Raw genomic sequence first — 14,820 nt, forward strand, 5'->3', positions numbered from 1 at the left:
CCATTTAATAAGGTTAGCTTATGGAACAGAACCAAAATTTTGTAGAAGCACAGATGCTGATCAGGAAACCAGCCTCCGAAGTGTTCAACGCATTCTGCGATCCGGAGCAGACAAAGCACTTCTGGTTTACCAAAGGCAGCGGTAGACTGGAAAAAGGCGCAACCGTAACCTGGACCTGGGAGATGTATGATGTTTCGGCTGAGGTGATTGTACGCGACATTGTTGCGGATAAGCTTATCCAGATCGAATGGGGCGACCCGGCAACTACCGTGGAGTTTAATTTCCAGGAGATGGGTGAAGACAAAACGTATGTCATTATCAGGAACTATGGTTTTCCGCAGCAGGGCGATGACCTTTTGAGGGAGATTAAAGACTCGACCGGTGGGTTTACGACCGTGTTGGATGGGCTAAAAGCTTACCTGGAGCATGGAATCAATTTGAATCTGATAGCCGACAAGTACCCGGGTTAGTGACGTGATGGTACTGGCAGATAAAATCATAGCGTTTAACCGGAATTTGCAATATACAGGCAGCCTGCCTGATGGCTTTCAGGTGCTGAATCCTTATATGGATAATCCGGAAACGATTTCTGTGATGCAGCAGTTTTACGAGAAGTACTATAACGACAAGGAAAAGCGCAGGTTCATTATAGGCATAAATCCAAGTCGGCATGGCGCAGGAGTAACGGGCGTACCCTTTACAGACACGAAGCGCCTTGAGGCGGTATGCGGCATAAAAATGCATTCTGCATACACGCATGAAATATCTTCTGTGTTTATGTATGAAATGATTGCGGCTTATGGCGGACCTACGGCCTTTTACAGGGACTTCTATATCAATTCGCCCTTTCCGCTGGCCATCATCAGGCAAACTGCGGGAGGCAAATGGCTGAACGCGAACTATTACGACGACCTGAGGCTATTTGAAATGGTCAGAGATTTTATGATCTCTGCATTGAGAGAACACATCAGTCTGGGCCTCGACACATCCCGTGTCTTTGTACTTGGAAAAAAGAATGCCACGTTTTTAGACAGGTTAAACAGAACGGAGAAGCTTTTCGGGGAGCTCGTTGTGCTCGAGCATCCCCGTTTTATACAGCAGTACAAATTGAAAGACCAGCAGTTGTATATCGATAAATACCTGCTTGAGTTTACAAAGGGAATGGCCGCCTTTTAATTCAGCACCTCCTTAAGGAAAAACAGCGTGTGCTGCCAGGCGCGTTTCGCCATTACCGGATTATAATCGGCCGATTCAGGATTGGTAAAAGTATGCTTGCTGTCTGCATAAGTGATGATCTGCCAGTCGTTTTTCCCTTCACGTATCTCCTTCATCAGTGCGGTTAAATCTTCAGGTTTTACACCAGCATCATCGGCCGGGTGCTCCACGAGTATTCGTGTGTTCAATGGCACATTGGGGCGGTCGGCCGCCTTGCCCAGTCCGCCATGTATACAGACTACGCCTTGCAGCGGCAAACCAGCTCTTGCGGCCTCTAAAGCACCTGTACCGCCAAAGCAGTAACCTATTACCGCCAGCTTCTCAGGCATCGCTCCCTGCTTTTTCAGCTCATCAAGCGCTACGCTGATCCTGCGCTGGTAAGCTTTATAGTCCTGTTTGTACTGTCCGGCCAGTTTACCCGCAGCCGCATTGTCGGCCGGAACATTCCCCTCACCATAAATATCTGCAATGAGGGCAATATAGCCTTGCTTTTCCAGATCGAGCGCCGCCGTTTTAGCTTCCTGGTCGATGCCCTTCCAGGCCGGCAGGATGAGCACGCCAGGCAATTTCTTTCCAGCATTTGAAGTTACAAGCCCCTTGAGTTTCTGCGAACCATCGATATAATTTACAGTTTTAAGGTTCTGCGCAGCTGCCGCCAGACCTGCACTCAGCATGATTGTCGTAAGGATGAGGTGTTTCATAAGGTATCTTTTTGGTGGTGTCAATTTAGCAATTATTTTATTCCGCCGAAAGCGGCAACGTAGCTGTTCTTATGTAGAATCTCTACATGACGGAAGCCTACCCTGCGCATAAGTTCGAGCTGATAGTTCAGTGAGCGCGGGGTGTCTTCATAATCAACATAGGCAATCACCTTATCGCGATACTCCGCGCCGCCTAAGGATTCAAGGTAGTTGGCAAATCTCTTTTCAAACAGATCTGCCAATGCTGGCGTATCGTGGGTAATAATATCGGAGATCCACAGGCTTCCACCTGGCTTTAGTGCGCGGTGTACCTTCTTGAAAACATTTTCCCAATCGGCATCATCGCGCAGGTGATGAAAGGTTGCCGAGGCAAGCACAATGTCGTAGTGATCATTGGGCATATCCAGATTCCGCATATCGTCCTGTATGCAGGTGACTTTTCCGGTGGTCTGCGCCGCCACCCTTTCGCGGGCCCGGTGGAGCATAGGCATACTCAGGTCGTTAAGCGTACAGTTCAAACCGGGGACTTTGCTGAGCATTTTCAGGGTGTAATTGCCGGCGCCACAACCGATATCCAGTAGTTCCCTGGCTTCGGGGTTTGTGCATAATGCTGCCTCTGTACATAAGTCCATAGTTAAGGCGGCATCGAGCATCGTGGCCTGACCGCCCTCTAGATCTGAAAAACGCTCTACATCAGCGTCGAACCTTGCCCTGATCTCGTCGGTGGTAGACTTCTTTGAATAATCTTTCTGCATTTTCTTTTTTTTGCTAAAACTAGCGTCATTATTGATATTTGGAAAATATCATTTTCATCAACTATCGATACTTTTAAGGTATGGAACTTAGACACCTCCGCTATTTTAAAACGCTGGCCGACCTGCTTCATTTTGGAAATGCAGCCAAAAAGCTCTTTATCTCGCAACCGCCCTTAAGCAGACAGATCAGAGAGCTTGAAGAAGAACTGGGCGCCACGCTGTTCACCAGAAGCAATAAACGCGTAGCGTTAACTGACGCGGGAGCGTATCTGAAAACGGAGGTCGACAATCTTTTCAGCAGGTTGGAGGAGGTAAAAAATTCGGTGCGACAAATCCATTTGAACGAGAGCGGCACACTTAAAATCGGCTACATCAGTTCGGTGTATCAAACACAACTCGCTGAGGCGCTAAAAGAGATGGGTGCAGCCTTTCCTTACGTTAAAACCAGTTTGTACGAAATACCCACCCTATCGCAGATCAAGGCACTTGAAGAAGGCGAACTTGACGTTGGTATACTGCGTGCACCCGTTCACTCCAAAGTGCTTAAGGTGCAAACGATGTTTTTGATCCCTTTGTTATTGTGTTACCCGGCGGGAAGACCGCAACCGCGTCTTCGGAAGAACTTATATCGCTTCTTCGGGCAAGTCCGTTTATTTTCTTTAACAAGGATTTCGCGCCGCATTACAGCGACAAATTAACCGAGATTTGCGAGCGCATGGGCTTTAAACCAGAGATCATGCATGAAGCGAACAATGTTCATTCTATCCTTCAGTTGGTAGAAGCAGGACTGGGAGTATCGATACTGCCATCATCGCTAAGAGATCAGTATGCACATTTGGATGTTTCCTTTGTTGGTCTGCCGGATATCCCTGTGAACACGGAGGTGGTGCTGGCTTTTAAGGCCACAAACCAAAGTGCGGCATTAAAGTGGTTTGTTGGTTACTACGCAACGGCAGTGGCAGAGAGTTTTAGTGTTTAACAGGTATTTGCCGTCTCCTGAAAAAATTAAGGTAAACGGATAGTACTGCTGCAGCGGCAAAGCACAGGGCGGTTAGCCAGTCGACCAACACAGCCGGGATGTCGCGGCCGCTTACTTTATCGGCAAAGTACTTGATGAACGAGGCAGGAAGATCAGTCTCGCCCATACGTTCTTTCAAGGTCCACTGCCAGTCGGTAAGCGGACAATAACCTATGCCATACCAGATTCCGAGCAGCAACCAGCATGCGGCGGTTGCACATACGACGACGAAGTGTGCCTTTCTGGTTGCCGGCCAGATCCAGCCCAAAAGGTTGAAACCGATAACAAGCAGGTGGCTCAGGGTAAGCAGTGCGTCGAGTATCATGATATAAAAGTAGGCTTTTTTTGGTATCTTAGAGTCTCTGATTCGTCCAATGAAATATATCTCTACCTTACTGATTCCGGGACTTCTGTTGTGCGCTATAAGCGTTGCGGCCCGGCAGACACAAAAACCGGTTATCCACGGAAAAAACTGGATGGCTATAACCGGAAAGCCGTTGGCTGCCACTGCCGGGGCAATGGTATTTCAACAGGGCGGGAATGCTGTTGATGCGTCCTGCGCCATGCTTGCTGCCACCTGTACCATGTGGGATACGCTGAGCTGGGGCGGGGAAAGCCAGATTCTTATTTATAACCCGAAGACGGGTAAGGTGATTGCCATTAATGCGATGGGTGTAGCGCCGACTGGTGCAACGGCCGACTTTTTTAAGCGCAAGGGCTTTGATTTTCCACCAGAGTACGGTCCGCTGGCAGCAACGACTCCGGGTACGCCGGGGGGACTGATTTTTATGCTGGCCAATTATGGTACCATGAGTTTGAAGCAGGTGCTTAAACCAGCTATGGAACTGGCGGCCGGCTATCCGATAGAGGCTCAGGCGGCCAATATCATGGAAAGATATAAATCTCAGATCAAACAATGGCCTTACAGTAAGAAGGTCTTGCTTCCTCATTCGGGAGCCAAGCGCGAGGCACCTGAAGCTGGGGAAATCTTTGTGCAACAGGACTTGCTGAATACGCTTAGCAAGCTTGTGGAGGCTGAGGACGAGGCCTTGAAAAAAGGCAAAAGCAGGAAAGATGCGCTGATGGCGGCGTACGACCGGTTCTATAAGGGCGATATTGCCCGTGAATTTGTGCGCGGCTGCCAGGAACAGGGCGGGTTGATCACGATGGAGGATCTTGCCAGATGGAAACCTCTGGAAGAGGAACCCTTGAAAACAAATTATAAAGGCATTGAGGTGTATAAGCTGCAATCCTGGACGCAGGGACCGGTGATGCTCCAGGCACTGAACATACTGGAAAATTTCGACTTGAAAAAGATGGGCTATAATAGCCCTGAATACATTCATACGTTATACCAGGCGATGAACCTGGCGTTTGCCGACCGGGATTTCTATTATGGCGATCCGTATAAGTCACCCGCCGAACCTATTGTCGGACTGCTAAGCAAGGAATACGCCCGGCAACGCGCGGCCATGATACGAAGCGACAGGAATGAACCTAAGATTGGTCCGGGCGACCCCTACCCTTTTGAAGGAAAGAAGAATCCTTATCTCAATTTGCTTCGGTCGCGCGGCTATGAAATGGATACTACAAAAAGGAATTTTGCGCCTAAACATGATATGGGAAACAATACGGATCGGGAAACCTATGAGGATAGGCTGTGGCGGGGCACCACCTCAGTTGAAGCGGCCGACAAAGAAGGTTGGGTAGTATCTATTACTCCTAGCGGTGGCTGGCTGCCGGCCTGCATTGCGGGCAATACGGGTATCGGTATGAGTCAGCGTATGCAGAGCTTTGTGCTGGATGCTTCGCTTAACCCTTTCAATGTTGTTGAGCCGGGCAAACGTCCGCGTGTAACTCTATCGCCCATGCTGGCCATGAAAGACGGCAAGCCTTTTTTGTCGGCCGCCGTGCAGGGGGGCGATACGCAGGATCAGAACCTCTTGCAGTGCTTTCTAAATATCGCTGAGTTTGGCATGAACGTGCAGCAGGCTGCTGAGGCGCCTAATATCAACACCAACCAGTTGTGGCTATCGCTGGGCGGCACCCGGACATCTGACAGGGCACCAAAGCCTGGTCAGTTGCTGCTGCATGACGCTACGCCGGAGGAGATCAGGGAGGAACTGAAAAAGATGGGATATGTATTGAGCTTTGACGACCGGACAAGCGGGCCTATAAACGCGATTTATTTTGACTGGAAGCATGGCAGTTTGTGGGGCGGCTCCAGCAATCATGGGGAAGACTATGGGATAGGCTGGTAATTGCCCGGGTTTTAACTATATTCGCAAGCAGTTGATAATATCATGAAACAATATTTAGATTTGATGCAGCATGTGCTGGAGAACGGCACACAGAAGCATGATAGAACGGGAACGGGAACGATCAGTGTTTTCGGCTACCAGATGCGGTTTAACCTGCAAGAGGGTTTCCCGATGGTGACTACTAAAAAGCTTCACCTGAAATCGATCATTCATGAGTTGATCTGGTTTTTAAGTGGTGATACCAATATTAAATACCTGAAAGATAATGGTGTAAGGATTTGGGATGAATGGGCGGATGCGGACGGCAATCTGGGCCCGGTTTATGGTTCACAATGGCGTTCCTGGCCTAAACCCGATGGCGGACATATAGATCAGATCACCCAGATCATACAAACGATTAAAAATAATCCGGACTCGCGTCGCATTATTGTGTCGGCCTGGAACGTGGCTGAGGTAGAAAACATGGCGCTTCCGCCTTGTCACGCCTTTTTCCAGTTCTACGTAGCAGAGGGCCGGTTGAGCTGCCAGTTGTATCAGCGCAGTGCGGATATTTTCCTGGGTGTACCATTTAACATTGCTTCCTATGCCCTGCTGACCATGATGGTTGCACAGGTATGCGGCTTGCAGTATGGTGATTTTATCCACACGCTTGGCGACGCGCATTTATACAATAATCATATTGAACAGGCCAAACTGCAGCTAAGCCGCACGCCGCACAAACTACCTGTGATGGAGATTAATCCGGAGGTGAAGGATATTTTTGCCTTTAAGTATGAGGACTTCACGTTGAAAAACTATGAAGCTCATCCGCATATTAAGGGGGTAGTTGCTGTATGATCGTTTCTGCCGTTGTTGCCATTTCCGAAAACCGGGCTATAGGTAAAGATAATCAGTTGCTGTGGCACCTGCCTAAGGACCTGAAACACTTTAAAAAGATTACCAGCGGACATACGGTTATTATGGGCCGTAAGACCTATGATTCGGTAGGTAAGCCCCTGCCCAACCGCCGTAATATTGTGATTACGCGTAGAACGGATCTGGAAATAGAAGGTGCTGAGGTGGTAAGCAGTCTGGACGCCGCCCTTGAACTTTGCAGACATGAAACTGAGGTATTTATTATCGGGGGGGCGGAGATCTATAAGCTCGCGCTTCAGCGTACCGACCGGATTTATCTGACCACTGTGCATGAGACTTATGATGCTGATGCCTTCTTCCCGGAGCTAAACGAGACGCTCTGGAAAGAAACAGAATCACAGCGTCATGAGGCAGATGACAGGCACAGTGTGGCCTTCACATTTTCCACTTTGGAAAGGCGCTAACGCGCCATAATAAAAATTCTAATAGCTAGCCTATTATTTAAAAAAATAATTAGATTTGCCGACTTGTAAAAAAAGACAAGCAGCATACAGATAACTAACAACAAAAAATGCAGGGTAAAGGTTTTATTAAATTAATGGCAATACTTCTAGGTATTGTCTGTGTGTATTCTCTCTCGTTCAGCTTTGTAACTTCTAAAGTTGAAAAAGATGCCAAAGCTTATGCTAAAGGGGATGTGAACAAGGAAAGAGCGTATCTGGATTCCATGGCTACTGTTCCTGTTTATCCGATTCTTGGATTCAATTATCAATTCTGCAAGGAGAAGGAAATTAATCTTGGTCTTGACCTTAAAGGCGGCATGAACGTAACCATGGAAATCTCCGTGGCTAACCTGATCAAGTCGCTTGCCAACAATACTGACGACGCAAATTTTAACCAGGCTATTGAAAACGCGCAACGTCAGACCGGCGCCAGCGGAAAAGATTTTATTGCTGCTTTTGTTAACGAGTTTGAGAAAATCAGCCCGAACGGCAAACTGGCCGATTATTTTGCGAATGAAAGCAATGCTGCTACCGTAAAGGCTAACGCTACTAACGCTGAAATTAAAAACTTCCTGACTAAGGAAGCAGATAATGCTATCGACCGTTCATTTATTATCCTGAGAAGCCGTATTGACGGATTCGGTGTTGTGAGTCCGAACATGCAGAAGCAGGAAGGTACCAACCGTATCCTTATCGAACTTCCGGGAGTTGACGAAAGTGCGAAGCAACGAGTGCGCAAGCTTTTATCAGGATCTGCTGAGCTGCAGTTCTGGCATGTATATAATAACGAAGAGGTGTTCCCCATCATGGAGAACATTAACAATACTCTGGCTGCAAGCTTAAAGAACGCAAAAGATACTTCAGGTACAGCAACTGCGGATACAGCTTCTAAAGGTGGAAGTAAACTGGCTGGTTTGGCTAAAGGGGCAAAACAAAGTGATTCTACCGCCCTGCAGGCACAGGAGATGGCCAAAACTAACCCCCTGTTTTCTGTATTGAATATTCCGACCTACCAGGCTGAAAATGGTCAGCAGCAACTGGCCCCGGGCGCTGTAGTTGGCCGGGTTCTTCAGAAGGATACAGCGAAGGTTAATGAGTTTTTTGCAAGACCGGAGATTGCGGCAATAATTCCTCAGACTTATAAATTCCTTTGGAGTGTAAAGCCAATAAACGACACCAAGATATTTGAACTTTATGCTATAAAGGTTACTTCATCTGATGGCAGGCCTGATTTGGGCGGTGATGCTGTAAGTAATGCACGGGATGACTACGACCCACAGAGTGGTAAGCCTGTTGTAACCATGTACATGACTGGTGTAGGTGCCTCAACATGGAAAAAAATGACTGGAGAGGCTGCCGCTAACGGCAAAAAGTCAATTGCTATTGTTCTTGATGACCAGGTATACTCAGCCCCTTCTGTAAACGAAGAAATTCCGAACGGGGTATCGTCAATTTCCGGAAGCTTTACAGTGGAAGAAACAAAAGATTTAGCCAACGTACTGAAAGCTGGTAAACTACCTGTTCCTGCGCATATTGTAGGTGAATATGTTGTTGGTCCTACTTTAGGCCAGGAGTCAATTGACGCCGGTTTAATCTCGTCTATCCTTGGTCTGGTGCTGGTACTTGGCTTTATGGCTATCTATTACAGCAAGGCCGGATGGGTTGCCAACATCGCTTTGGTGACTAACCTGTTCTTCCTGATTGGTGCAATGACTTCATTGGGTGCGGTATGGACGCTTCCTGGAATCGCCGGTCTGGTACTTACCATTGGTATGGCCGTGGATGCCAACGTACTTATTTACGAACGTATCAAAGAAGAACTTGCCGCCGGAAAGGCAGTGAGACAAGCTATAGCTGACGGTTACAAAAACGCTTATTCTGCGATCATCGATTCAAACATCGTAACCCTGATCACAGGTATCATCCTGTTCTACCTGGGTACTGGTCCGATCAAAGGTTTCGCTACTACCCTCGTTTTAGGTATCGTAACCTCACTGTTCACGTCGATCTTTATCACCCGCCTTGTATTCGAAGCGCTTTTAAAGAAAGAAGGAAAGATCTCTTTCTCTATTCCTTTAACTGCAAACCTCTTCAAAGATTCAAACTTTAACTTTGTAAGCGGAAGACGTAAGTTCTATATCTTCTCCTCTGTTATTATCCTTGCGGGTATTGTGTCCATTTTCACCAAAGGGTTCAGCCTTGGTGTAGATTTTCAAGGCGGACGTGCTTACGTTGTAGAGTTTAAAAAAGATGTTAATACTATAGATGTAAGGGATGCTTTAGACGAGAAATTCGGACAAGCGCCGGAAGTGAAAACTTACGGTATCGGCAATCAGGTTCGTATTACAACGAGCTACCTGATCGATGAAACTGGTGAAAATGTAGAAAGCCAGGTGGAGCAGAAACTGAATACCGGACTGAAGAGCCTTAACAACCCTTACCTGATTAAGGATGCGCAGAAAATCGGTCCGACTATGGCGAGCGACATCAAGACCTCAGCGGTATATGCAGTTTTGTTAGCCATACTGGCGGTATTTATATACATCGTTATCAGGTTTAAAAACCTGCAGTTTGGTATCGCAGCGGTTATCGCATTGTTACACGACGTATTGGTATTACTTGCGATCTTCTCGATTTTCAACGGAATACTTCCTTTCTCACTGGATATCGACCAACAGTTTATTGCTGCCATCCTTACAGTAATGGGCTATTCGATGAACGATACAGTTGTAGTATTTGACCGTGTACGGGAATATCTGGGCCAAAGCCGTCATAAGAACGAAAGCATGCCGACTATCGTGAATAACGCATTGAACAGCACCTTGAACCGTACGGTGGTTACTGGTCTTTGCGTAATGCTTGCCTTGCTGGTATTGTTCTTCTTCGGAGGTGATATCTTGAGAGGATTCTCTTTCGCGATGCTGATCGGTGTTATCTTCGGTACTTATTCATCCCTGTTCGTGGCTACGCCATTTGTGGTTGAGTTTACCCGTAAAAAGGAAGACAACACGACCGTATAATCCGGAAATACAAAAAACTATAAATAAAGGCATCCTTTTTGGATGCCTTTTTGTTGTTATATCATACTCATCAAAATTGATCACTATGGAGCAACATTTCCCGAAAGGATCCAAAACAAGAATTGTTATCGTGGGCGGTGGATTCGGCGGTATTGAATTAGCTAAAAAGCTTCGGAACAAAGATGTCGATGTTCTGATGGTCGACCGCCATAATTATCATACATTTCAGCCATTGCTGTATCAGGTTGCCACTGGCGGACTAGAAGCAGAGTCGATCGCTTTCCCGCTGAGAAAAGTATTCAAGGGGCAAAAGAATTTTACGTTCCGGGTTACGGACGCTACGCATGTGATCCCGGAGGAAAACATTCTGGCAACCACCGTAGGCACAATTGAATACGATTACCTGGTTATCGCGACAGGTTCTACGAGTAACTTCTTCGGGCAGACGGAAATTGAGCGGAATGCCATGCCCATGAAGTCAATTCCGGAGGCTTTAAATTTACGCAGTTTGATGCTGCAGAATCTGGAAGCTGCGCAGATCACGGCCGATCCAGTATTAAAGTCGGAGATGCTGAACTTCATTGTGGTGGGCGGCGGCCCCACGGGTGTAGAAACAGCAGGCGCGATCGCTGAACTGAAGAAGCATGTACTGAAGAACGACTATCCGGATCTGGACCTTGACCAGGTCAACATCTATTTGATTGAAGGATCGCCCGAGTTGTTGGGCGCCATGTCTCCCCAGGCGCAGAAGAAATCGAGGGACTTCCTTGTTGAATTGGGGGTTACGGTGCTAACCGATGCCCGGGTACTGTCGTACGACGGTAAAGTGCTTAGCTTGGAAGGTGGACAAAGAATCTCCTCCTCTACCGTAATCTGGTCGGCCGGCGTAAAAGGTGCCGTTCTCGACGGCCTGAACCCGGCCAGTATAGTACGCGGAAACCGCTTAAGGGTCAATGAAATAAACCTGGTTGAGGGCCATGCCAATATTTTTGCTATCGGTGATGTGGCTGCGATGATCACAGATAAATTTCCGAACGGTCACCCCGGCGTGGCGCCAGCAGCGATGCAGCAAGGGAAATTGCTAGCAAAGAATTTGATGGGTATTATTGAGGGCAAGCCTACCGAACCTTTCGACTATTTCGATAAGGGAACCATGGCTACTGTGGGCCGAAACCGGGCGGTGGTTGATCTGCACAAGATCAGATTTCAGGGGGTATTTGCCTGGTTTACCTGGATGTTTGTACATTTGATGACGCTGGTTGGATTCAGGAACAAGCTGGTCGTATTCGTGAACTGGGTTTGGAGTTATTTCAGTTACGACAGGGGCACACGACTGATTATCCGCCCGTTTTTCAGAGATACCAACAATGAAGCAAAAATCGATAAAACTGGTTGAGTGCCCCAGGGATGCCATGCAGGGCATCCATGATTTTATTCCCACCGAACTAAAAGCGCAGTACATCAACTTACTCCTCGGGGTAGGATTTGACACGATTGATTTTGGAAGTTTCGTGTCTGCTAAAGCCATTCCTCAACTTAAAGATACCCGGGAGGTGTTAAGCAAGCTGGATCTGACGGGCACAAAGTCAAAGCTGCTTGCCATAGTCGCGAACCTTCGCGGCGCAGAGGAAGCATCAGCGTTCGACGAGATAAGCTATCTGGGATTCCCCTTCTCCATTTCCGAGACATTCCAGCGGAGGAATACGAATTCGGGCATACTGGAATCGGTTGACACAGTAAAGGCTTTGCTTGAGATATGCGATAAGCGACAAAAGACGGCCGTAGTCTATCTTTCTATGGGTTTCGGTAACCCCTATGGCGACCCCTGGAATACGGAAATTGTTGAGGAATGGACAGACAGACTGGTGGGAAATGGCGTAACGATACTGGCACTTTCGGACACCATCGGGGTGTCATCCCCGGAAAAAATACGAGAAATCGTGCCCCCTCTCCTGGCCAGCTTCAGCAATATCGAGATTGGTCTGCATCTCCATAGTACGCCAGCTACCAGGCTTGAAAAAATGGAAGCAGCATTTGACTCGGGATGTGTGAGATTTGATAGTGCACTGCGCGGATATGGCGGTTGCCCTATGGCTGCAGATGACCTTACGGGGAACATGGCAACAGAAGATCTTATTGATTTCTTCAGAGCCAAGAACATACATCTTAACCTTGATATGGAAAAATGGACGGAAGCGGTGCGGTTCTCGTCGCGTATATTCCATTAAAAAAGCGTTGAGGATTGCTCCGCAACGCTTCTGCCTTTTGAAAGGTATATTGTTGTTATAACTTATCGCTTGCGTTACGGCAATTCAGATCTTCGAAGGCCTGAGTTAGACGCTTTACGAAGTTCTCTTCACCTTTGCGCAACCATACGCGTGGATCATAGTACTTTTTATTTGGTTTGTCCTCGCCATCCGGGTTACCGATCTGTGCCTGAAGATAAGCTTCATTTGCTTTGTAATAATCGTGGATGCCTTCCCAGAACGCCCATTGCATGTCGGTATCGATATTCATCTTGATAGCGCCGTAGGAGATTGCTTCCCGGATCTCTTCCTGAGAGGAACCTGATCCGCCATGGAACACGAAGTTAATCGGCTTCTCGGCGGTAAGATTGAATTTCTCTTTAATGAAGTCCTGAGAATTCTTGAGAATAACCGGCTGTAGCTTAACGTTACCTGGCTTATAAACACCGTGTACGTTACCGAAAGCGGCAGCTACGGTAAATTTATCGCTAACCTTGCTGAGTTCTTCATACGCATAAGCTACCTCAGAAGGCTGTGTATATAGTTTAGAGCTGTCGACATCACTGTTATCTACACCGTCTTCCTCACCACCTGTTACGCCCAGTTCGATTTCGATAGTCATGCCCATTTTAGACATACGCTCCAGGTATTTCGCTGAGATCTCCATATTCTCTTCGATAGACTCCTCTGAAAGATCGAGCATGTGAGACGAGAATAGAGGTTTGCCATGAGTGGCAAAAAACTCCTCACCGTGATCAAGCAGGCCGTCGATCCATGGCAAAAGCTTTTTTGCGGCATGATCGGTATGTAATATTACTGCAACACCATAGTGTTCTGCCAACAAATGCACATGTTTAGCAGCTGATACAGCGCCAAGAATGCAAGCATTCAAGTTATCGTTGTTTAGTGTTTTACCTGCATAAAACTGGGCTCCGCCGTTAGATAACTGAATAATAACCGGTGAATTCACGGCTTTTGCAGTTTCCATCACAGCATTAATGGTGTTTGTTCCAGTAACGTTTACTGCTGGTAGTGCAAATTGATGTTTCTTTGCCTGTTCAAATAATTCCTGAACAGCATCTCCGTAAATTACTCCCTTGTAACCTTTTAAACTCATCTTTAATATTTTAATGTACGCCGAAGTTAGGAAAATTATGCCTTAAGCCCAAGGTTGCGGCGCAATATTTTGAGCTGTGGAACGGAAATCTAATGCGAAAACAAGGTTGAACTCTTCTGATTTTTTTTCGTTTCTTTGTGGTCGCATTTTTCAAGAAATAACATGGCTTGGTTTAAGAGAGATAAAAAAGGCATAAGTACACTTACTGAAGAGAAAAAAGAAGCTCCCGACGGATTGTGGAACAAGTGCCCTAATTGTAAAAAAGCGTTGCATACCGGAGAACTGCTGGAAAGCAAATATGTGTGCCTGTATTGCGATTACCATTTAAGAATTGGTTCTAAAGAGTACTTTCAGGTACTGTTCGACCAGAACGAGTTCACCGAACTTTTCGGGAATCTGAAATCGGGCGACCCGCTTAATTTCACGGACAGTAAACCTTATACCGCCAGATTGACAGAGACTATAGCTAAGACGGGTTTGAAAGACGCCATCAGGGCTGCTCACGGTAAGATTGAAGGTGAAGACCTGGTGATTGCCTGTATGGACTTTAATTTTATTGGCGGTTCTATGGGTTCTGTTGTTGGAGAAAAGATTGCCCGCTGTATTGATTATTCTATTGCGAATAAGATACCCTTTCTGATGATCTCCAAGTCGGGAGGTGCCAGAATGATGGAGGCTGCATTTTCGCTCATGCAGATGGCAAAAACTTCGGCAAAGCTTGCCTTGCTAAGTCAGGCGAAGATTCCTTATATTTCCCTGCTTACCGATCCAACCACAGGCGGTGTTACGGCTTCGTACGCGATGCTTGGAGATATTAACATCGCTGAACCGGGTGCTTTGATCGGATTTGCAGGTCCGAGGGTTATTAAGGAAACCATTAAGAAGGATTTACCTAAAGGTTTCCAAACAGCGGAGTTTGTATTGGAACATGGCTTCCTGGATTTTATTGTCGACAGACGTGCTATGAAATCTAAACTTGCATCATTTATTAAGATGATGAAGCACTAACAATACAAAAAACACTTTTTATACGATAACAACAAAGCCCATTCAATGAATGGGCTTTGTTGTTATATGGCAAAAAGACTGATGTTTGTGAGTGCGTTGCGTTCCTTTGCTAAGCTTAGAG

General features: G+C 46.9%; 13 protein-coding genes and 1 pseudogene. 10 read left to right on the forward strand and 4 right to left on the reverse strand.

From position 1 onward, the window contains the following. The first annotated feature begins 20 nt into the window (after nt 1-20). Complete coding sequence (locus J3P40_RS14620; RefSeq protein ID WP_256006924.1) at nt 21-470, forward strand: SRPBCC family protein; 450 nt, start codon at nt 21-23, stop codon at nt 468-470. 7 nt (nt 471-477) lie between these two features. Continuing rightward, nucleotides 478-1,176, forward strand: coding sequence for an SMUG2 DNA glycosylase family protein (locus J3P40_RS14625; RefSeq protein ID WP_256006927.1), 699 nt, complete (start codon nt 478-480; stop codon nt 1,174-1,176). Here J3P40_RS14625 and J3P40_RS14630 read toward each other — a convergent pair. Next, nucleotides 1,173-1,916 (reverse strand): dienelactone hydrolase family protein, encoded by a 744-nt coding sequence (locus J3P40_RS14630; protein ID WP_256006928.1) that lies wholly within the window; start codon nt 1,914-1,916, stop codon nt 1,173-1,175. The genes J3P40_RS14625 and J3P40_RS14630 overlap by 4 nt on opposite strands. Before the next feature lie 32 nt (nt 1,917-1,948). Beyond that, nucleotides 1,949-2,671 (reverse strand): class I SAM-dependent methyltransferase, encoded by a 723-nt coding sequence (locus tag J3P40_RS14635; protein WP_256006930.1) that lies wholly within the window; start codon nt 2,669-2,671, stop codon nt 1,949-1,951. A gap of 80 nt (nt 2,672-2,751) precedes the next feature. On the opposite strand from J3P40_RS14635, the pseudogene J3P40_RS14640 reads away from it, so the two are divergent. Then, nucleotides 2,752-3,650: pseudogene (locus J3P40_RS14640) on the forward strand (LysR family transcriptional regulator). Here the strand turns inward: J3P40_RS14640 and J3P40_RS14645 are convergent. Continuing rightward, entirely contained in the window at nt 3,640-4,014 is a 375-nt protein-coding gene (locus J3P40_RS14645; protein ID WP_256006931.1) for a DUF2784 domain-containing protein, read from the reverse strand. The pseudogene J3P40_RS14640 and the gene J3P40_RS14645 sit on opposite strands and share 11 nt — an antisense overlap. A 49-nt stretch (nt 4,015-4,063) precedes the next feature. On the opposite strand from J3P40_RS14645, the gene J3P40_RS14650 reads away from it, so the two are divergent. From J3P40_RS14650 to J3P40_RS14675, 6 genes are all read left to right on the forward strand, one after another. Further along, entirely contained in the window at nt 4,064-5,950 is a 1,887-nt protein-coding gene (locus J3P40_RS14650; RefSeq protein WP_256006932.1) for a gamma-glutamyltransferase family protein, read from the forward strand. 42 nt (nt 5,951-5,992) lie between these two features. Further along, complete coding sequence (locus J3P40_RS14655; RefSeq protein WP_256006933.1) at nt 5,993-6,787, forward strand: thymidylate synthase; 795 nt, start codon at nt 5,993-5,995, stop codon at nt 6,785-6,787. Further along, nucleotides 6,784-7,269, forward strand: coding sequence for a dihydrofolate reductase (locus J3P40_RS14660; protein WP_256006934.1), 486 nt, complete (start codon nt 6,784-6,786; stop codon nt 7,267-7,269). The genes J3P40_RS14655 and J3P40_RS14660 overlap by 4 nt, the downstream gene beginning before the upstream one ends. Nucleotides 7,270-7,376: 107 nt before the next feature. Beyond that, on the forward strand, nt 7,377-10,328 hold the full coding sequence (gene secDF, locus J3P40_RS14665; protein ID WP_256006935.1) for a protein translocase subunit SecDF: 2,952 nt from the start codon (nt 7,377-7,379) through the stop codon (nt 10,326-10,328). Between the two features lie 85 nt (nt 10,329-10,413). Continuing rightward, complete coding sequence (locus tag J3P40_RS14670) at nt 10,414-11,724, forward strand: NAD(P)/FAD-dependent oxidoreductase (protein ID WP_256006936.1); 1,311 nt, start codon at nt 10,414-10,416, stop codon at nt 11,722-11,724. Further along, the gene (locus tag J3P40_RS14675) at nt 11,696-12,556 is read left to right on the forward strand and encodes a hydroxymethylglutaryl-CoA lyase (protein WP_256006937.1); all 861 of its coding nucleotides are present in this window, start codon (nt 11,696-11,698) and stop codon (nt 12,554-12,556) included. Before J3P40_RS14670 ends, J3P40_RS14675 begins: the two co-directional genes overlap by 29 nt. A 55-nt stretch (nt 12,557-12,611) precedes the next feature. Here the strand turns inward: J3P40_RS14675 and fbaA are convergent, their stop codons facing one another. Beyond that, the gene (gene fbaA / locus J3P40_RS14680) at nt 12,612-13,691 is read right to left on the reverse strand and encodes a class II fructose-bisphosphate aldolase (protein ID WP_256006939.1); all 1,080 of its coding nucleotides are present in this window, start codon (nt 13,689-13,691) and stop codon (nt 12,612-12,614) included. 162 nt (nt 13,692-13,853) lie between these two features. On the opposite strand from fbaA, the gene accD reads away from it, so the two are divergent. Next, nucleotides 13,854-14,699 (forward strand): acetyl-CoA carboxylase, carboxyltransferase subunit beta, encoded by an 846-nt coding sequence (accD, locus tag J3P40_RS14685; RefSeq protein ID WP_256006940.1) that lies wholly within the window; start codon nt 13,854-13,856, stop codon nt 14,697-14,699. Nucleotides 14,700-14,820: the final 121 nt, after the last annotated feature.

This window comes from Pedobacter deserti, assembly GCF_024436415.1.
GTDB lineage: Bacteria > Bacteroidota > Bacteroidia > Sphingobacteriales > Sphingobacteriaceae > Pedobacter > Pedobacter faecalis.